This is a genomic window from Caulobacter sp. 10L414, from assembly GCF_056395525.1.
Window position 1 is genome coordinate 45894 of record NZ_JBFTJR010000007.1, and the last position, 18059, is coordinate 63952.

Sequence of the window (18059 nt, forward strand, 5' to 3'; positions counted from 1 at the left end):
CCTTCGGCCCTCCGGCCCACTTCCCCCTTCAGGGGGAGGATCTATTTGCGCGGATCGGGGTGCAGCAGCACGTCGGCCGTCGGGAAGGCGGCTTTCACCCGGGCTTCGGCGGCGCTCATGATCGCGTGGGCTTCGGCCAGGCTCTGGGCGGCGGCCAGATCCATGTGGCCCTGGACGTGGATGTGCGGGCCGGCCGCGCGGGTGCGCAGCTGGTGCACGCCGCCGATGCGGGGATCGTCGGTCAGCAGGGCCAGGATCTGCTCGCGCTCCTCGACCGGCAGTTCATGGTCCATCAGCTGGTCGGCGGCCTGGCGCAGCACCCCCACCGCGCCCCACAGCAGCCAGGCGGCGACCACCAGGCCGGCGGCGKCGTCCACCCACGTCCAGCCCAGCAGGGCGACGGCGGCCAGGCCAAGCAAGGTGACGGCGTTGGACGCCAGGTCGGCGGCGTAGTGGGCGTGGTCGCCGGCCACGGCCACCGAGCGGGTCCTGGCCATCACCGCGGCCTGGGCGCGGATCAGGGCCAGGGTCAGGACGATCGAGACGACCATCACCCCGACGCCCCAGATCCCGTGCTCGACGGGCTTGGGATGCAGCAGGCCGCCGATCGCCTCGCGCCCGATCAGGGCCGCCGAGGCGAAGACCAGGCCCGCCTGGATCAGGCTGGAGAAGGCCTCGGCCTTGCCGTGGCCGAAGCGGTGCTCGGCGTCGGGCGGCTCGGCCGCATAGCGCACCGCGAAGAAGGTGATCAGCGAGGCGACGAGATCGAGGCCCGAGTCCGCCAGCGAAGCCAGCATGGCCAGCGAGCCGCTGGCGATCCACGCCGCGCCCTTGATGACGATCAGGATGGCGGCGGTTCCCACCGACAGGGTGGTGATCCGGCGGGTGAGGGCCTGGTGCTCTGCGGCGGAGGCGGCGGGCGCGATCATGGGCCCTGTCTACCAGCGGGCGAGGCCTGAGAAAATCCACGCGAGGGTCTAGCGGCGCCTTTGAAATCGTCGTCTGATTACGGCTGTAGAAAAGGGGGCGTGCATGACGCGTTGGGCGGCCGGACTGGCCCTGGTGATCGCGGCGACGGCGGGCGCGGCGATGGCGCAGCCTGCGGGGATGTCGCTCGACGACCTGGCGACCCTGTCCGACGCCGAGATCGTGGCCCGGACCATGGCCCAGATCGGCGCCGACGTCGTGCATGTGGACCGGCAAGAGCCGCGCGCGGTGTTCATCTTCCCGTCCGAGCCGGTGCGGCGGCGGATCAGGTTCATGCTGCGGCCGCGCGCGGCGGCGGGCATGCCGGGGCTGTGCGTGGCGCCCTTCTGGGACGTCCTGTTCGAAGAGGAGGGCGGGGAGCGTCCGCCCCGGACGGCCTTTCGGGATTTGACCGTGGAGCGCGCGTATCGCGTGGTCGACGAGGTCGGCTTGCGCATCGGCGAGGGGGCGGCGGTGGATCCGATCACCGAGGCGCGCTGCGCGGAGATCGAAACGCCCGACGAACTGCTTGAGGCGAGCGACCAGAACATGGCCTGGCAGGCGGCGTCCCTGGCCCAGACGGTCAGGCGCGATTTCGCCAGCCTGCCCGCCGACAAGGTCAACTGCCTGCTGGAGGAGGGCTGCGAGGCTCTGGTGCGAAGCCTGACGGCCCGTTCCGTCGCCTGGGCGTCGTCCTGTTCCGATCTGAACGGACACGCAAGGGCGGCCGACGAGACCTGCACCACCTTTTCCGTTCGCGGCACGCGAACGCGCGGCAGCCTCGACGTCTACGTTACCGTGACGGCCGCATTCGACGCCGATCCCTTCCGCTGGCGGCTCCGCGAGCTGGAGATCCATCGTCCGCCGCGTCCGGTCGAGTGACGGTGTTGGCGGCCGGGAAGGGCCAGGCCCCTCCCGGCCCTATCCCTACTGCCGGTAGGTCAGGCGGAAGTAGAAGTAGCGCCCCGGCGCGTCATAGGCGTTGGGGTCGAAGTTGTTGAGGCCGCAGCTGATGCAGCCCGGCGGGTCCTTGTCGAACAGGTTGTTGACCCCGAAGGCCACCGCGGTGGTCTCGCCCAGGAAGTCGGGCTTCCAGCGCAGCTGGGCGTCGAAATAGGTGCGCGAAGCCAGCTTGGCGTCGGCCGCCTGCGTCTCCTTGACCGACGACAGGTAGCGGGCCGAGGCGCTGGCGCCCCAGCTCTTCCAGTCCCAGTCGACGGTGAAGGTCGACTTGGTCTTGGGATAGGCCTGGTCGGGGCTGCCGCGCTCGGCGCCTTCGCGCGGGATCTCGGTGAAGCCGGTGGCCGTCGGCACGATCTCGGCGAACTCCAGCAGGAAGGTCGAGTACGACCGCACCGCCAGGCGGCCGAAGCTGTAGTCCGGCGAGGTCCACAGCAGGTTCAGGTCGATGGCCCGGGTCTGGATGCCGCCGATGTTGATCAGCGGGTTGGTGATCGCCGCCACCTGGCCCGAGGCCGTGCGGGTGATGGTCGAGCAGGCCAGGGCGTCGGCCAGCTCGGCGCAGCGCGACAGCAGGCTTTCCCCCGACAGCGCCTGGATGGCCGAGTCGAGCTCGATGTCGGAATAGGCCAGCTCGATCGAGCCGCCGCTGGCCCAACTGGCCTCCTTCAGCGCCTTGGGCTCCCAGACGATGCTGAAGTTCTTGCTCTCGCTGGTCTCGGGCTTGAGCGTGTCGTTGCCGCTGGTGATCACCGACAGCTGCGGATTGAGCTGCACGTAAGAGCCGCTGGCCGGCACGCCGGCGGCGATGCAGTTGGCGCGGACGGTGGCCGTCGCCGGCGTTCCGCCCGACAGGCCCAGCATGTCCGAGCAGGGATCGGTGATCTCCTGGTCGAAGCGCGAGGCCGCGCCGTAGAGCTCGCCGATCGACGGGGCCCGGAAGCCCTGGCCCCAGGAGGCGCGCACCAGCACGTCTTCCGTCGGCCGCCAGTTGAGGCCGGCCTTGTAGATCGAGTCCGAACCCGAGGTGGAATAGTCGAACCAGCGGCCGGCGCCCGAGATCTCCAGCCGGTGGATCAGCGGCAGGTCGGCCAGCAGCGGGGCGCGCAGTTCCAGATAGGCCTCGTCGACCTTGATCTCGCCCTTGGCCGGCTGGGCGGGAATGTCCGACGACAGGCCGGCAGCGACGATGGCGTCGGGCTGGAAGTAGCCCTTGGTTTCGCGGTGCTCGTAGCCGGCGGCGAAGGCCAGCGGGCCGGCGGGCAGCTCGAAGAGGTCGCCGGTCAGGTTGGCGGTGAAGTCGTGCAGTTCCTGCTGCGAGACGTCCTGCTGGGTGAAGCCGATGAAGCTCAGCATCTCCGGGGTGATCGAGCCGACGCCGCCGAAGATGTTCAGCGGCACGCACGAGCCGGTGCAGCCCGAGACCGGGCCCAGCGCCTGCTGCACGCGCTGGGCGTTGATGTTGCCGGTGAAGCTCTGTTCGGCGTGGTTGCGCGAGGCGGTGTAGCCGACGTCCCAGTACCAGCGGCGCGAGCCCACGGCCCAGTCGCCCGACAGGGTGGCGTTGACGTTCCAGGTGTCGACGCTCTGGGCGTAGTGGCGCGGTCCGGCCTCGATCATCCGCCGGCCGACGAAGGCGTAGGTGCCGCTGGTCAGGGTGAAGCCGAACGGGTTGTAGGGGTTGGTGGCGTCGATCGAGATGGTGTCGAGCAGGTTGCCGTTGCCGGCGTCGGGGCCGACGAACAGCGGGATGGGCGCGGCCTGGTTGGCCGATTTGCGCTGCACGTAGCTGGCGCGCACCTTCAGCTTGATGCTGTCGGTGAAGTCGTGGGTCACCGCGCCGAACAGGCTGACCCGCTCGGACGGGGTGACGATGTAGTTGTAGGGCTGGAAGTTGAAGCGGTCGGCGTCGCCGGCGAAGTTGCGGAAGCTGCTGCCCGCGCCGGTGGGATCCAGCGGCGTGTAGGTCGGCCGCACCCCGGCGGCCAGGGCCGCCTTCAGGGTCAGGTCCATGTCGTTGCCGGTGTTGGGGTCGCTGACGATGAACCGGCCCAGCGGCGTGCCCGACGAGCAGCCGCCGGAAAGGCACGAGGTGCCATAGGGGCTGGGATAGAGCGAGATGTCGCGGTCGGCCGACAGCACGCTCTTCTGCTTGAAGTAGCCGCCGCCGACGACGATGCTGGTCTTGTCCTCCGAGGCGCCCCACGAGACGTTGTAGTCCTGCGAGAAGCCGTCGCCCTCGCCGTAGCCGCCCACCTGGGCCGACAGTTCCAGACCCTGCTGGCGCTCGCGGGTGATGATGTTGATGACCCCGGCGATGGCGTCCGAGCCGTAGATGGGCGAGGCGCCCTCCTGCAGGATCTCGACGTTGCGGATCATGGCGCTGGGAATGGTGTTGAGGTCCACGGCCCCCGGCACGCCCGAGGCCGAGGCCCCGCTGACCCAGCGCTGGCCGTCGACCAGCACCAGCGCCCGGCGCGAGCCCAGGTAGCGCAGGTCGATCTCGGCCGAGCCGGCGCCCACGCCGCCGCCGTCGGGCGGATTGCCGAAGTTGCCCGAGTTGTTGAACTTGGAATTGAGGCCGCCGCCGGCGGCCGGCACGCGCTGCAGCACGTCGACGATCGAGGTCAGGCCGGTCTTGGCGATCGCCTCCTGGTCGATCTGGAAGACGGTCTGGGTCTTGTCGAGCGGGCTGACGCGGATGCGCGAGCCGGTGACCACGACGCCCTCGACGTCGGTTTCGGCGGGCGTCTGGGCGTGGGCCGCCAGCGGCGCGGCCGCGACGGTGGTCAGAAAGAGCGAAAGGAGTCCTTGGCCGATGCGGTTCATGCCGTCCCTCTTGCTGCGACATCCGTATGGTCAAGGTTGAACTACGGATTCGCTCGCGCTGAAGGTGAATCGGCGGTCAAAAATGTGTCAAGTTCGGCGAACGTTGATATGTACTTTCGCCCTCATGTGTGTCTTTCGCAACAAATTTGCGCAGCAGGAAAGCAGCGGCCGTCAGGCCGCCGCCCTGGGCCGGGGCCCGACATAGACCGACTGCGGACGAATGAGCTTGCCGCTGGCCTGCTGCTCGCGGGCGTGGGCGATCCACCCGGCCGTGCGCCCGGCGGCGAACACGCAGGTGAAGGCCTCCGGCGGCAGCTCCAGCGCTTCCAGCAAAAGCGCGGTGTAGAACTCGACATTGGTCTCCAGCGGCCGGTCGGGCTTGCGGCGGCGCAGGATGTCGAGGGCCGCGCGCTCCACGGCTTCGGCCAGAGCCAGGCGGCCGGGCAGGGCGCCGGCGCTTTTCGACAGTCGCGAGAGGGCGGCCTTCAGGGCGTCGGCGCGGGGATCGCGAACACGATAGATGCGATGGCCGAACCCCATCAGCCGCTCGCCGGCGTCGAGCGCGGCGTCCAGCCAGGAGACGGCGTTGTCGGCCGTTCCGATGGCGTCGAGCATGTCGATCACCGGCCCCGGCGCGCCGCCGTGCAGCGGACCCTTCAGCGTCGACAGTCCCGCCAGCACGGCCGAGCCCAGCCCCGCCCGCGTCGAGGCCGCCACCCTGGCGGCGAAGGTCGAGGCGTTGAGGCCGTGGTCGCAGACCGTGACCAGATAGGCGTCCAGCGCGCGGGCCTCGCCTTGCGTCGCGGGGGCGCCCCGGACCATCCGCAGGAAATCGGCGGCGTGGGGCAGGGCGGGGTCGGGCGCGACCGCCTCCAGCCCGTTTCGGCGGCGCAGGACCGCGGCGGTGAACACCGCCGGGGCGACGGCCAGCGCCAGGGCGTCGTGCACGCCGTCGCCGTCGGGCAGGCGGGCCAGCAGGGCGCGCATGGCGTCGTAGGACTCGCGGGCGACCAGGGCCTCGTCCATGGCGGCGACCTCGGCGAAGGCCCGCACGCGCGCCTGGCCCAGGGCCGGCGCCAGGTCGGCCGGCAGGTCGTCGAAGAAGCCGTCCAGCAGCAGGTGGACGGCGTCCTCGAAGCGGGCGCGGCCGGCCAGGTCCTCGACCGCCCAGCCGCGGATGGTCAGGCGGCCGGCCTGGCCGTCGACGTCGGAAAGCACGGTGGCGGCGGCGATGACGCCTTCGAGGCCGGCGGAAACTTGGACCATGGGAGGTCTCCTTTCGCCCCTGATCTTGGCTCCCGCCGGTTGATCGTCAATCTTGATCAATGTAATCAATATACATGGCGGACGATTGGCTCGATGCGGACCAGGCGATGGCGCGGCTCGGCGTGCGGGCCCAGACGCTGTACGCCTATGTCAGCCGGGGCCGGATCGAGGCCCACGCTCATCCCGAGGATCCGCGCCGCAGCCTCTATCGCGCCTCCGACGTGGCGGCGCTGGCCAAGCGCAAGGCCAGGGGCCGCAAGGCCGCCGACGTCGCCGCCGAGGCCATCGCCTGGGGCGAGCCGGTGCTGGCCTCGGCCATCACCACCGTGCGGGCAGGGCGCCTCTGGTACCGCGGCCGCGACGCCGTCGACCTGGCCAGGACCGAAAGCTTCGAGGCGGTCGGCCGGCTGCTGCGCGACGACACGGCGCAGGCCGCCCTGGCCGTCCGCGCGCCCAGCGCCGCCCCGACCATCCGCGCCMGGCTGTTCGCCGACCTGGCCGTCCGCGCGGGCGAGGATCGGCCGGCCCGGGGCCGCGCGCCGCTGATGCTGGCCCAGGAGGTGGCGGGCCTGCTGGACCTGGTCGCCGACGCCGTCGCGGGACGGGCGGGCGAGGGGCTGATCCACCAGCGGCTGGCGGCCGCCTGGGGCCTGGACGCGACCGGCGGCGACCTGGTGCGGCGGGTGCTGGTGCTGCTGGCCGACCACGAACTCAACGCCTCGACCTTCGCCGCCCGGGTGGCGGCCTCGACCGGCGCGTCGCTGGCGGCTTCGGCCCTGGCCGGCCTGTCGGCGCTGTCGGGACCGCTGCACGGCGGCATGGCCGCCCGCGTCGAGGCCCTGGCCTGCGAGGCCAGGCGCGAAGGTCCGGGGCGGGCCGTCGCCGTCCGCCTCGACCAGGGCGCGCCGCTGCCGGGCTTTGGCCACCCGCTCTATCCCGATGGGGACCCGCGCGCGGCGGCGCTGCTGGCGGCCTTCGCGCCGTCGGCGGAGATGGCCGCGCTGCACGAGGCGGTGGTCGCCGCCACCGGCCAGCCGGCCAACATCGACTTCGCCCTGGTCGCCCTGGCCCAGACCCTGAAGCTGCCCGACGACGCCCCCTTCGCCCTGTTCGCCGTCGGCCGCACGGCGGGCTGGCTGGCCCATGCGCTGGAGCAGGGGAAGACGGGAAGGCTGATCCGTCCCCGGGCGCGGTATGTGGGGCCGGAGGGGTAGGCTGCTCCCATCTTCGTCATCCCGGAAAGCGCGTAGCGCTTATCCGGGACCCAGGAGCAGGTGCAGTGCGGCGGCCCCTGGGTCCCGGCTCTACGACCTGCTGCGCAGGTCTCCGGCCGGGATGACGACGTAGAGAGTGGCCTAGGTGGCCGCCTACCACCCCGCCGCGGCGAACTTGGCGAACATGTCGGCGAAGGTCAGGCGGGTGTCGATGGTGGTGTAGACCCGCATCGGCCGGCCGTTCGGATCGGGCTCGTACTGGGCCCGCGCGACGACGCGGGGCGTAGGCCGCACGACATAGGCGCTGGATGCGCTGTCGGGCTCGAACGACGACTGCAGGGCCGTCAGCGTCACCAGCGGGCTGTCGCCGAGGATATAGGTCTCGCCCAGGCTGATCTTGGGCGTGGAGACCACGCGCTCCAGCTGTTCCAGCAGGTAGGTCCCCAGGCTTCCCGAGGGCTTGAGGCCGGCTTCGAGCTCGGCATGGCTGATCATCAGCTGGCGATAGACGTTGCGCGGGATCTGCCAGATCTCGATGGCGGAGTCGTTGAACACCGTCTGCACGGCGGCCAGGTCGATGGTGGCGTTGTACTCGGCGTCCTTGCGGCGGGGGACGCCGGGCAGCAGGTCGTCGTGCTCGTGCCCGCCGATCCAGACCAGCGTCATGCGGCCGGCGATCTTCGGCTCCAGCCGCAGGGCTTCGGCCAGATCCGTCAGGCCCGCGCCGGCGCAGTAGAACAGCGGCAGCCTGGTGTCGTCGCGCAGGGCCTCGGCGATGATCGCCTTGGCGGCCGGGGTGGCTTCGGGCCTGGCGCCGGCGGGCGGAGCGGCGTTGCGGCCGGCGATCACCGGCGGCTGCCGGACCAGCTTCATCCGTGAACAGATCGCCTTGACCTGGGCGACGGCGTTGTCGGCCTGGGTGGTCGAGCCGTCGAGGAAGTCGTTCACGTGGATATGCGAGCCGATGATCAGCGGGATCTCCACCGATGGCGAGGCCAGGTGGTGGGCCAGCTGGAACAGGCCGTCCGGATCGCCCGAGAAGTCGTTGTCGAGGATCACCCGCAGGCGGGGGCGGGCGGTCAGGGCCAGGGCTTGCCCGCCCGTCGCCACCGCGCCCAGCAGGGCTGCGCCGCCGGCCATCAGTCCGCGCCGCGAGGGGGCGGTGGTCTTGGTCTCGAAGCTCACTGGAACATCCCCGACGCAGGAAATCGACGGCGGGCAGATCAGCATTTCCGCGTCGCGCCGGGCAAGCGTCCAGGGGTGTTCCTGACACAACAAAGGGGAGCGCTCGGGCCGGAGCGCTCCCCTCGTCGTGCGGCGGGCTGGGAGGCGCGCCGCGCGGCCGTCGCCCCGGAAGAAGGCGACGGATCTCGTTGCGGGCGGGCCCTTAGGCCCGCTCGTGAACCGCTTCCTCGGCCGCCAGCGGCTGGGGCAGGCGGCTGATCATTTCCTTCGGGCAGACCTGCCAGAAGAGATCGCGGGCGCGGTCCCAGTCGCGCAGCAGGCTCTCGGCGAAGGCCGAGTCCGTCTCGCGGGCGTGTTCGGCGATCAGCGAGCGCAGCACGCCTTCCCAGTAGGGCGAGGCCAGGCGCTGAACGACGATGCTCTCGGGATTGTAGTTGGTCGAGAACCGGTCGTGCTGGTCGAGCACGAAGGCCATGCCGCCGGTCATGCCGGCCCCGAAGTTGCCGCCCGTCGGGCCCAGGATCACCACCTGGCCGCCGGTCATGTATTCGCAGCCGTTGGTTCCGCAGCCCTCGACCACCGTGGTGGCGCCCGAGTTGCGGACGGCGAAGCGCTCGCCGGCCTGGCCGGCCGCGAACAGGCGGCCCGAGGTGGCCCCGAACAGCACGGTGTTGCCGATCAGGGTGTTGGTCTCCGGCGCCGCCAGGCCGCGGGGCGGCTTGATGGTGATCGTCGCGCCCGACAGGCCCTTGCCGACATAGTCGTTGGCCTCGCCGGTCAGCTCGATGCGCAGGCCTTGCACCGCGAAGGCGCCCAGGCTCTGGCCGGCCGAGCCCTTCAACTGGACCGTAAGGTGGCCGGCGGGCAGGCCCTTCATGCCGAACTTGCGGACGATGTGGCTCGAGGTGCGGGTGCCGATGGTGCGCGCCGTGCTGCGGACCGTGTAGGTCAGCTGCATCTTCTCGCCGCGCTCCAGCAGCGGCGCGGCGTCGCGGACGATCTGGGCGTCCAGCGTGTCCGGCACCGCGTTGCGGCCCTCGACCGTGTTGTACGGCTTGTTCTGGCCGGGGTCGGCGCGAACCAGCAGCGGGTTCAGGTCGAGGTCGTCGAGGTGCTCGCCGCCGCGCGAAACCTGCGCCAGCAGGTCGGTGCGGCCGACGATCTCCTGCAGGCTCTTGAAGCCCAGGCCCGCCAGGATCTCGCGCACTTCCTCGGCCACGAAGGTGAAGAGGTTCACGACCTTGTCCGGCGTGCCGGTGAACTTGGCGCGCAGCGCTTCGTCCTGGGTGCAGACGCCCACGGGGCAGGTGTTGGAGTGGCACTGGCGCACCATGATGCAGCCCATCGCCACCAGCGAGGCGGTGCCGATGCCGAACTCCTCGGCGCCCATCATCGCGGCGATGACCACGTCGCGGCCCGTGCGCATGCCGCCGTCGGCCCGCAGGACGACGGAGTGGCGCAGGTTGTTCAGCGTCAGCACCTGGTTGGCTTCCGACAGGCCCATCTCCCACGGACCGCCGGCGTACTTCACCGAGGTCTGGGGCGAGGCGCCCGTGCCGCCGACGCCGCCGGCGACCAGGATCACGTCGGCCTTAGCTTTCGCAACGCCGGCGGCGATGGCGCCGATGCCGGTGGCCGCGACCAGCTTCACCGTGACCCGAGCGACCGGGTTGATCTGCTTCAGGTCGTAGATGAGCTGGGCCAGGTCCTCGATCGAGTAGATGTCGTGGTGCGGCGGCGGGCTGATCAGCATCACGCCCGGCGTCGAGTGACGCAGGCGGGCGATCATCTCGGTCACCTTGAAGCCAGGAAGCTGCCCGCCTTCACCCGGCTTGGCGCCCTGGGCGACCTTGATCTCCAGCTCGACGCACTGGTTCAGGTATTCGGCGGTGACGCCGAACCGGCCCGAGGCCACCTGCTTGATGGCGCTGTTGGGGTTGTCGCCGTTCGGCAGCGGCTTGTAGCGGGCCGAGTCCTCGCCGCCTTCGCCCGACACCGAACGGGCGCCGATGCGGTTCATGGCGATGTTCAGCGCGCCGTGGGCCTCAGGCGACAGGGCGCCCAGGCTCATGCCCGGCGTGACGAAGCGCTTGCGGATCTCGTTGACGCTTTCGACGTCGTCGGTCGAGATCGGGTTGCGGTCCGAGCGCCAGTCGAGCAGGTCGCGCAGCTGGATCGGCTTTTGCGTGCGCAGGCCCGAGGACCAGCGGCGATAAAGCTCGTAGTCGCCGGTGTCGCAGGCGCTCTGCAGGGTGTGCATGAGCCGGGCTTCGAAGGCGTGGGCCTCGCCCGAGCGGCGCGACTTGTAGAGGCCGCCGACCGGCAGAGTCACCGCCGACAGCTCCCAGGCCTTGCGGTGCAGCTCGACCGTCTTGGTCTCGATGCCGGCCAGGCCGATGCCCGAGATGCGCGAGGGCATGCCGGGGAAGAATTCGGCGGCCAGGGCGCGCGACAGGCCGACGGCTTCGAAGTTGTAGCCGCCGCGGTACGAGGAGATGACGCTGATGCCCATCTTGGAGATGATCTTCAGCAGGCCGCCCTCGATGGCGCCCTTGAAGTTCAGGCACACGTCGCGCAGCGACTTGTCGCCCACCAGGCCCCGCTCCAGGCGGTCCTGGAAGCTTTCCTGCGCCAGGTAGGCGTTGACCGCCGTGGCGCCGACGCCGACCAGCACCGCGAAATAGTGCGTGTCGAGGCACTCGGCCGAACGCACGACCAGCGAGACGTAGGAGCGCAGGCCCTTGGCCACGAGGTGGGCGTGCACGCCGCCGGTGGCCAGGATCATCGGCAGGGCCACGCGGCTGGCGTCGGTGGCCTCGTCGGTCAGGACGATGGCGCCGCAGCCGCGCAGGACGGCGTCCTCGGCCTCGGCGCGGATGCGGTCGAGGTTGGCGCGCAGGGCGTCGCCGGCGCGGGCTTCGGCCGCCGGCAGCGGCATGGTGCAGTCGATGACCGCGACGTTCTTCTCACCCAGCAGCTCGCGGATGCGGATGTACATGCCGGTGGTCAGCACGGGGCTTTCCAGCACGTAGACGTCGGCCTGAGCGGCGTCCTGGGCCAGGATGTTGCCCAGGTTCTTGAAGCGGGTCTTCAGGCTCATGACGCCGGTCTCCCGCAGGGGGTCGATCGGCGGGTTGGTCACCTGGCTGAAGTTCTGGCGGAAGTAGTGGCTCAGGGGGCGATACTTCTCCGACAGCACCGCCAGCGGCGTGTCGTCGCCCATCGAGCCGACGGCTTCCTTGCCGTCCTCGACCATCGGGGCGAGGATCATTTCCAGGTCTTCGAGGCTGTAGCCGGCGGCGGCCTGGCGACGGGTCAGCTCCTCGCGGCCGTAGCTGCGCGGCTCCGGACCGGGCGCGATCTCCTTTTCGAGATCGACCATGTTGCCCAGCCACTCGGTGTAGGGGTGGCGGCCGGCCAGCTCGTCGACGATCTCGTCTTCGCCGTAGAGCTTGCCCTCGCCCAGGTCGATGGCGATCATCCGGCCCGGCGCGATGGCCAGCTTGCGGGTGATGCGGCTTTCCTCGACGCCGCACATGCCCGCTTCCGAGCCCATGATGACCAGGCCGTCGTCGGTATAGGCCACGCGCAGCGGGCGCAGGCCCGAACGGTCCTTGCCGGCCACGACCCAGCGGCCGTCGGTGGCGCACAGGGCGGCCGGACCGTCCCACGGCTCCATCACGGCGTTGCAGTAGGAATAGAGCGCCTTGTGCTCGTCGCTCATGTTGGGGTTGGAGGCTTCGGGCACCAGCAGGGCCTTGGCCATCGGCGCGTCGCGGCCGGCGCGGACCAGCACCTCGAAGGTGTTGTCCAGGCTGGCGCTGTCCGAACCGCCCGGCTGGATCACCGGCTTCACGTCGTCCCCGAACTCACCGAAGGCGTCGGCCGCCATCTTGATCTCGTGGGACTTCATCCAGTTGATGTTGCCCTTGATCGTGTTGATCTCGCCGTTGTGGGCGAGCATCCGGAAGGGCTGGGCCAGGCGCCACTGCGGGAAGGTGTTGGTCGAGTAGCGCTGGTGGAAGATCGCCACGGCGGCGGCGAAGCGCTCGTCCTTCAGGTCCGGATAGAACTCGTCGATCGACTCGGCCAGGAACATGCCCTTGTAGATCAGCGAGCGGGCCGAGAACGAGCAGATGTAGAAGTCGCTGATGTTCTGGGCGTGCACGCGCTTTTCGATGCGCTTGCGGCACAGGAACAGGGCGCGTTCCAGCGCCTCGCCCTCCAGGCCGGCCGGCGGGGCCAGCATGATCTGCTCGATTTCCGGACGCGTGGCGTTGGCCTTCTCGCCGATCACCGAGGTGTCGACGGGCACCTGGCGCCAGCCGTAGATGTAGAAGCCAAAGCGCAGGGCCTCGGCCTCGACGATCGTGCGGCAGGCTTCCTGGGCGCCCAGGTCGGTGCGCGGCAGGAACACCTGGCCGACGGCGATGGGGCCGGGACGCAGGGCGTGGCCGGTGCGGCGCACCTGGTCGATGAAGAAGTCCTGCGGGACCGAGACCAGCACGCCGGCGCCGTCGCCGGTCTTGCCGTCGGCGTCCACCGCGCCGCGGTGCCACAGGGCCTTCAGAGCCTTGATCGCCAGTTCGACGACTTCGCGGCGCGGCTGGCCGTCGATGGCGCAGACCAGGCCCACGCCACAGGCGTCGCGCTCGGTGGTCGGGTCGTAGGCGTGGCCGTCGATGAGGGCCTGGCGGTTCTTCAGATAGAGGTCGATCTGGCTCATGGTCTGATCTCTCTTTCCTTATTCCGCCGCGATCAGCGCGGGAGCGCCGGCCTTGGCCTTCAGGTAGCGGTGGATGGCGTCGGCGGCGTCGCGGCCGTCCTTGATCGCCCAAACCACCAGCGAGGCGCCGCGGACGATGTCGCCGGCGGCGAAGACGCCGTCGAGATTGGTCATCTGGTTGCGGACGTCGGCCTTCACCGTGCCCCAGCGCGTGGTCTTCAGGTCGGGCGCCGACCAGGCCTGCGGCAGGTTCTCGGGCTCGAAGCCCAGCGCCTTGACCACCAGCTGGGCCGGACGGTCGAAGTCGCCGCCGGGGATCTCTTCGGGGCTGCGGCGGCCCGAGGCGTCCGGAGCGCCCAGGCGCATGCGGATGGCCTTCACGCCGGTGACGGCCTCGGCGTCGCCCGACAGGGCGCGCGGGGCGGCCAGCCATTCGAAGGTGACGCCTTCTTCCTCGGCGTTGGCCACTTCGCGCAGCGAGCCGGGCATGTTGGCCTTGTCGCGGCGATAGAGGCAGGTGACCGAGGTCGCGCCCTGGCGGATGGCCGTGCGCACGCAGTCCATGGCGGTGTCGCCGCCGCCGACCACGACAACGTCCTTGCCCTCGGCATTGAGTTCGCCGCTGTCGTAGGCCGGGACGTCGTCGCCGAGGGTCTTCTTGTTGGAGGCGATCAGGTAGTCGAGCGCGGGCACCACGCCCTTGTCGCCGCCGCCGGGCACGGCCAGGTCGCGGGCGGCGTAGACGCCGACGGCGATCAGCACCGCGTCGTGCTTGGCGCGCAGGTCTTCCAGGGTGGCGTCCTTGCCGACCTCGAAGCCGAGCTTGAACTCGACGCCGCCGTCGGCCAGGCGCTGGGTGCGGCGCTCGACGACGTCCTTCTCCAGCTTGAAGCCGKGGATGCCGTAGATCAGCAGGCCGCCGGCGCGGTCGTGGCGGTCATAGACGGTGACGGCGTAGCCCTGCTCGCGCAGCTTCTCGGCGGCGGCCAGGCCCGCGGGGCCCGCGCCGACGACGCCGATCGACTGGCCGCGGTCGGCGGCGGCGACGAGCGGCTTCACCCAGCCCATCTCCCAGGCCTTGTCGGTCAGGTAGCGTTCGACCGAGCCGATCGTCACGGTGCCGTGACCCGACTGCTCTATGACGCAGTTGCCTTCGCAGAGACGGTCCTGCGGGCAGATGCGGCCGCAGACTTCCGGCATCGAGTTGGTGGCCTGCGACAGGGCGTAGGCTTCCTCCAGCCGGCCTTCGGCGGTCATCCGCAGCCAGTCGGGGATGTTGTTGTGCAGCGGGCAGTGGGTTTGGCAGTAGGGCACGCCGCACTGCGAGCAGCGCGAGGCCTGCTCGTTGGCCTTGGCGTCGATGAAGTCGGCGTAGATCTCGTGAAAGTCGCCGTTACGCTCTTCGGCCGCCCGCTTTTCAGGCGTGCGACGCGCGACGGTCGTGAATTTCAACATGCGCTCGGCCATGCGCCTTCCCTCGCCCCCGTTGCCGGGGAAAAATTTGCTTGCGAGGGCCTCATACGGACTCTTCAGGGCAATAAGAATGCGGTGGTAAAAATATTGGACGAATATATCCGCGATGACGCCAGGGTCATTGCGAGCGACTCGCAGTTATGCCCTAAATTGGTCCACTTTTTGGATAAACCCTTTCTTTACCGTGTCGGGCGCACGCCCGCTTCCACCCTCAAGCGCTTGTTTCACAAGGGGATGACATGCCGGATTGGCTGATCGCGATCGTGTTGGGCCTGATCGAGGGCCTGACCGAGTTCATTCCCGTCTCGTCGACCGGGCACTTGCTGCTGGTCGGCCACTTCCTGGGCTTCCACAGCCCGGGCAACACCTTCCAGGTGCTGATCCAGCTGGGCGCCATCCTGGCGATCACCAGCGTCTACTTCGGGCGTCTGTGGGGGCTTCTGACCACCCTGCCGACCAATCCGGGTTCGCGCCGGTTCGTCATCGGCATCCTGCTGGCCTTCCTGCCGGCGGTGTTCGTCGGCGTCCTGGCCCACGACTTCATCAAGGCCGTGCTCTACGAGAGCCCGGCCCTGGTGTGCACGACCCTGATCATCGGCGGCTTCATCCTGCTGGGCCTGGACCGCATGAAGTTCGAGCCCAAGCACACCGACGTCGCCGACTATCCGCTGAAGACGGCCTTCATCATCGGCCTCTTCCAGTGTCTGGCCCTGGTGCCCGGCGTCTCGCGCTCGGGGGCGACCATCGCCGGCGCCCTGCTGCTGAAGTGCGACAAGCGCTCGGCCGCGGAGTTCAGCTTCTTCCTGGCGATGCCGACCATGGCCGGCGCCTTCGCCTACGACCTCTACAAGAACATCGACCAGCTCAGCACCAAGGACATGGGCATGATCGGCCTGGGCTTCGTCGCCGCGCTGATCTCGGGCGTGTTCGTGGTCAAGACGGTGCTGAACTTCATCACCCGCCACGGCTTTGCGCCGTTCGCCTACTGGCGGATCGCCGTCGGCGTGGTCGGCCTGGCGCTGCTGTACATCCCGCGCTGATGGCCGGCCTTTTCGAAAGCTCCGGCGGCGGCGACTGGGACGAGGAGCTGGCCGGCGACCTGGTCGGCTCGACCCTGCTGGTCGGGCTGACCTATCTCGACGGCGAGCAGAGGCTGCTGGGGCGTCGCCAGGTGTTCGGCCGGGTGGTGTCGTGCGATCCCGAGGACGGCATCGTCATCGACGCGCCGGGCCTGGACGAGGCCTTCGTCATGGCCCCGATGCTGGAGGCCGTCGAGGTCGGCGAGCCTGGCGAGTACCAGCTGGCCGAAGAGGAGGCGGTGGTCGTCGATCCCGACTTCGTGGCGCTGCTGACCGTGACCCGGCCGTCGATGGCCTGAGGCCCGGCCAGAAGCCGGCCCGAGAAAGAAAAACCCCGCGCCGGGCGACCGGCGCGGGGTTTGTCGTTTCGGTCCTGGCTGGACGCCTAGAAGGCGCCGGCCGGGGTCGGGGCGTACTGGCCGCCCTTGCGGTAGCGGTAGAGGTAGGACGGCACGACGGCTTCGACGGCGGTCGGGACGATGCCGAGGTCGGCCAGGCCCTTGGCGCCCGGCGCGACGACGTTGTCGCCGGCCTTCAGCAGGGCGACCTGGTCGGTGGTCAGCGGCGGGGCCAGCGGCAGGATCGAAGCCTGGATGTCGCCCAGCTTGCCCACCAGGCCGGCGATCGGCCAGGGCAGGGGCGCCAGGACGCGGGCGCGGCCGGTCTCGGTCAGGACGAGCTCGAGCAGTTCCTTGAACGTGTAGACGGCCGGGCCGCCCAGTTCGAAGGTCTGGCCCTGCGCGCCCGGCGTGGCGATGATCTTGGCGATCGCGGCGGCGACGTCGCCGACGAACACCGGCTGGAACTTGGTGGCGCCGCCGCCGACCAGCGGCAGGGCCGGGGCGCTGGCGGCCAGCTGGCCGAACTTGTTGAAGAACTTGTCTTCCTGGCCGAACACGACCGACGGGCGCACGATGGTGGCGGTCGGGAAGGCGGCGCGGACGGCCGCTTCGCCCTCGGCCTTGGTGCGGGCGTACTTGGCGGCCGAATCGGCGTCGGCGCCGATGGCCGAGACCTGCACCAGGCGCTTCACGCCGGCGGCGGTCGCCTGTTCGGCCACGGTCTTGGCGCCCATGGCGTGCAGGCTCTGGAACTGCTGGCGGCCGCTTTCCCACAGCACGCCCACCAGGTTGACGGCCGCTTCGGCGCCTTCGAGCGCGCGGGCCACCGAGGCGGCGTTGCGGACGTTGGCCTGGATCACCTCGATCTGGCCGACATCGCCCAGCATGCGCATGCGATAGGCGAGATTGGGCTGACGCACGGCCACGCGCACGCGATAGCCCGACTTGGCGAGGGCGCGCACCACCTGGCTTCCTACGAAGCCCGAGCCGCCGAACACCGTGACCAGACCCTGCATCTTCATTCCTCGTCGCTGCGATGAAGGGGGATTAGACGAGCCTGGGGATGTTCGCAAGAAAAGTGAGAAATGCGATTGACGCCGCCGGAACCATTGCATAAACGTCCGGCCCTCGCAGCGGCCCAACGGGTTGCGCCGCGGGCCCAGGTGGCGGAATTGGTAGACGCGCTGGCTTCAGGTGCCAGTGACCGAAAGGTCGTGGAGGTTCGAGTCCTCTCCTGGGCACCACCCCTCTCGCAAGCATGCGGAGAGCGGGTGGCGCCAAGCTTTCCTTACAATAGATACTCCGTTCATCTGGCGTGCATCGCCGACGCTCCACTATAAGACGTCGGAGCGGCGCCGGTCGCGACGACGCCGACGCGTGGAGACGAGAGACACTTGGCCAGCTTTGTTCATGAAGGCGATCTGCCCGACGGCGTGTTCGCCGGGGCGACCGCGATCGCCATCGATTCGGAAACCATGGGCCTGCGCCTCGGGCGCGATCCGCTGTGCGTCGTGCAGCTGTCGTCCGGCGACGGCGACGCCCACGTGGTTCGCCTGGACCGCTCGACCTATCACGCGCCGAACCTGAAGAAGCTGCTGGCCGATCCGGCCGTGCTGAAGCTTTTCCACTTCGGCCGCTTCGACATCGCCATGTTCCTGCTGCATCTGGGCGTCATGACGGCCCCCGTGTACTGCACGAAGATCGCCTCCAAGCTCGCCCGCACCTATACCGACCGCCACGGCCTCAAGGACGTGACGCGCGAGCTGATGGGCGTGGAGCTGTCCAAGGCCCAGCAGAGCTCGGACTGGGGCGCTGATTCGCTGAGCCCCGAGCAGGTGGCCTACGCCGCCTCGGACGTCCTGCATCTGCATGGCCTGCGCGAGCGTTTGAACGCCATGCTGGTGCGCGAGGGCCGCATGGCCCTGGCCCAGGCCGCCTTCGACTATCTGCCCCACCGCGCCGCGCTCGACCTGGCCGGCTGGGAAGACGTCGATATCTTCGCGCACGCTTAAGGGAGAAG

Annotated in this window: 12 protein-coding genes and 1 tRNA gene; 6 read left to right on the plus strand and 7 right to left on the minus strand. The window is 69.8% G+C overall.

The features are described from left to right. Positions 1 to 41: 41 nt before the first annotated feature. Positions 42 to 929: a cation diffusion facilitator family transporter gene (locus AC1DCG_RS04140; protein ID WP_477041386.1), complete on the minus strand. Its 888-nt coding sequence runs from the start codon at positions 927 to 929 to the stop codon at positions 42 to 44. Positions 930 to 1032: 103 nt separating this feature from the next. Between AC1DCG_RS04140 and AC1DCG_RS04145 the strand changes: the two genes are divergently transcribed. Further along, the gene (locus AC1DCG_RS04145) at positions 1033 to 1848 is read left to right on the plus strand and encodes a hypothetical protein (RefSeq protein WP_477030274.1); all 816 of its coding nucleotides are present in this window, start codon (positions 1033 to 1035) and stop codon (positions 1846 to 1848) included. A 45-nt stretch (positions 1849 to 1893) separates the two neighbouring features. Here AC1DCG_RS04145 and AC1DCG_RS04150 read toward each other — a convergent pair whose 3' ends face one another. Next, positions 1894 to 4755 (minus strand): TonB-dependent receptor domain-containing protein, encoded by a 2862-nt coding sequence (locus AC1DCG_RS04150; protein ID WP_477030275.1) that lies wholly within the window; start codon positions 4753 to 4755, stop codon positions 1894 to 1896. Between the two features lie 171 nt (positions 4756 to 4926). Continuing rightward, entirely contained in the window at positions 4927 to 6021 is a 1095-nt protein-coding gene (locus AC1DCG_RS04155) for a citrate synthase/methylcitrate synthase (protein ID WP_477036923.1), read from the minus strand. A gap of 74 nt (positions 6022 to 6095) precedes the next feature. On the opposite strand from AC1DCG_RS04155, the gene AC1DCG_RS04160 reads away from it, so the two are divergent. Next, positions 6096 to 7235 (plus strand): citrate synthase family protein, encoded by a 1140-nt coding sequence (locus AC1DCG_RS04160; RefSeq protein ID WP_477030277.1) that lies wholly within the window; start codon positions 6096 to 6098, stop codon positions 7233 to 7235. Between the two features lie 153 nt (positions 7236 to 7388). Here the strand turns inward: AC1DCG_RS04160 and AC1DCG_RS04165 are convergent, their stop codons facing one another. From AC1DCG_RS04165 to AC1DCG_RS04175, 3 genes are all read right to left on the minus strand, one after another. After that, the gene (locus AC1DCG_RS04165; protein WP_477030278.1) at positions 7389 to 8420 is read right to left on the minus strand and encodes a nucleoside hydrolase; all 1032 of its coding nucleotides are present in this window, start codon (positions 8418 to 8420) and stop codon (positions 7389 to 7391) included. Positions 8421 to 8622: 202 nt separating this feature from the next. Continuing rightward, on the minus strand, positions 8623 to 13146 hold the full coding sequence (gene gltB / locus AC1DCG_RS04170) for a glutamate synthase large subunit (RefSeq protein ID WP_477030279.1): 4524 nt from the start codon (positions 13144 to 13146) through the stop codon (positions 8623 to 8625). An 18-nt stretch (positions 13147 to 13164) separates the two neighbouring features. After that, positions 13165 to 14613: an NAD(P)-dependent oxidoreductase gene (locus tag AC1DCG_RS04175; protein ID WP_477041387.1), complete on the minus strand. Its 1449-nt coding sequence runs from the start codon at positions 14611 to 14613 to the stop codon at positions 13165 to 13167. A 245-nt stretch (positions 14614 to 14858) separates the two neighbouring features. Between AC1DCG_RS04175 and AC1DCG_RS04180 the strand changes: the two genes are divergently transcribed. Next, positions 14859 to 15659 (plus strand): undecaprenyl-diphosphate phosphatase, encoded by an 801-nt coding sequence (locus AC1DCG_RS04180; protein ID WP_477030280.1) that lies wholly within the window; start codon positions 14859 to 14861, stop codon positions 15657 to 15659. Continuing rightward, positions 15659 to 15997 carry a hypothetical protein gene (locus AC1DCG_RS04185; RefSeq protein ID WP_477030281.1) on the plus strand — a complete coding sequence of 113 codons (339 nt, stop codon included), beginning with the start codon at positions 15659 to 15661 and terminating at the stop codon, positions 15995 to 15997. Before AC1DCG_RS04180 ends, AC1DCG_RS04185 begins: the two co-directional genes overlap by 1 nt. A gap of 86 nt (positions 15998 to 16083) precedes the next feature. Here the strand turns inward: AC1DCG_RS04185 and AC1DCG_RS04190 are convergent, their stop codons facing one another. Beyond that, the gene (locus tag AC1DCG_RS04190; RefSeq protein ID WP_477030282.1) at positions 16084 to 17055 is read right to left on the minus strand and encodes a complex I NDUFA9 subunit family protein; all 972 of its coding nucleotides are present in this window, start codon (positions 17053 to 17055) and stop codon (positions 16084 to 16086) included. A 141-nt stretch (positions 17056 to 17196) separates the two neighbouring features. Between AC1DCG_RS04190 and AC1DCG_RS04195 the strand changes: the two genes are divergently transcribed. After that, positions 17197 to 17283 (plus strand) — tRNA-Leu (locus tag AC1DCG_RS04195). Positions 17284 to 17433: 150 nt separating this feature from the next. Next, positions 17434 to 18051 (plus strand): ribonuclease D, encoded by a 618-nt coding sequence (locus tag AC1DCG_RS04200; RefSeq protein ID WP_101720588.1) that lies wholly within the window; start codon positions 17434 to 17436, stop codon positions 18049 to 18051. Positions 18052 to 18059 lie beyond the last annotated feature (8 nt).

Coding starts and splice junctions, on each gene's coding strand:
- AC1DCG_RS04145 (WP_477030274.1), top strand. CDS start 1,033: ATGACGCGTTGGGCGGCCGGACTGGCCCTGGTGATCGCGGCGACGGCG.
- AC1DCG_RS04150 (WP_477030275.1), bottom strand. CDS start 4,755: ATGAACCGCATCGGCCAAGGACTCCTTTCGCTCTTTCTGACCACCGTC.
- AC1DCG_RS04155 (WP_477036923.1), bottom strand. CDS start 6,021: ATGGTCCAAGTTTCCGCCGGCCTCGAAGGCGTCATCGCCGCCGCCACC.
- gltB (WP_477030279.1), bottom strand. CDS start 13,146: ATGAGCCAGATCGACCTCTATCTGAAGAACCGCCAGGCCCTCATCGAC.
- AC1DCG_RS04180 (WP_477030280.1), top strand. CDS start 14,859: ATGCCGGATTGGCTGATCGCGATCGTGTTGGGCCTGATCGAGGGCCTG.
- AC1DCG_RS04185 (WP_477030281.1), top strand. CDS start 15,659: ATGGCCGGCCTTTTCGAAAGCTCCGGCGGCGGCGACTGGGACGAGGAG.
- AC1DCG_RS04190 (WP_477030282.1), bottom strand. CDS start 17,055: ATGCAGGGTCTGGTCACGGTGTTCGGCGGCTCGGGCTTCGTAGGAAGC.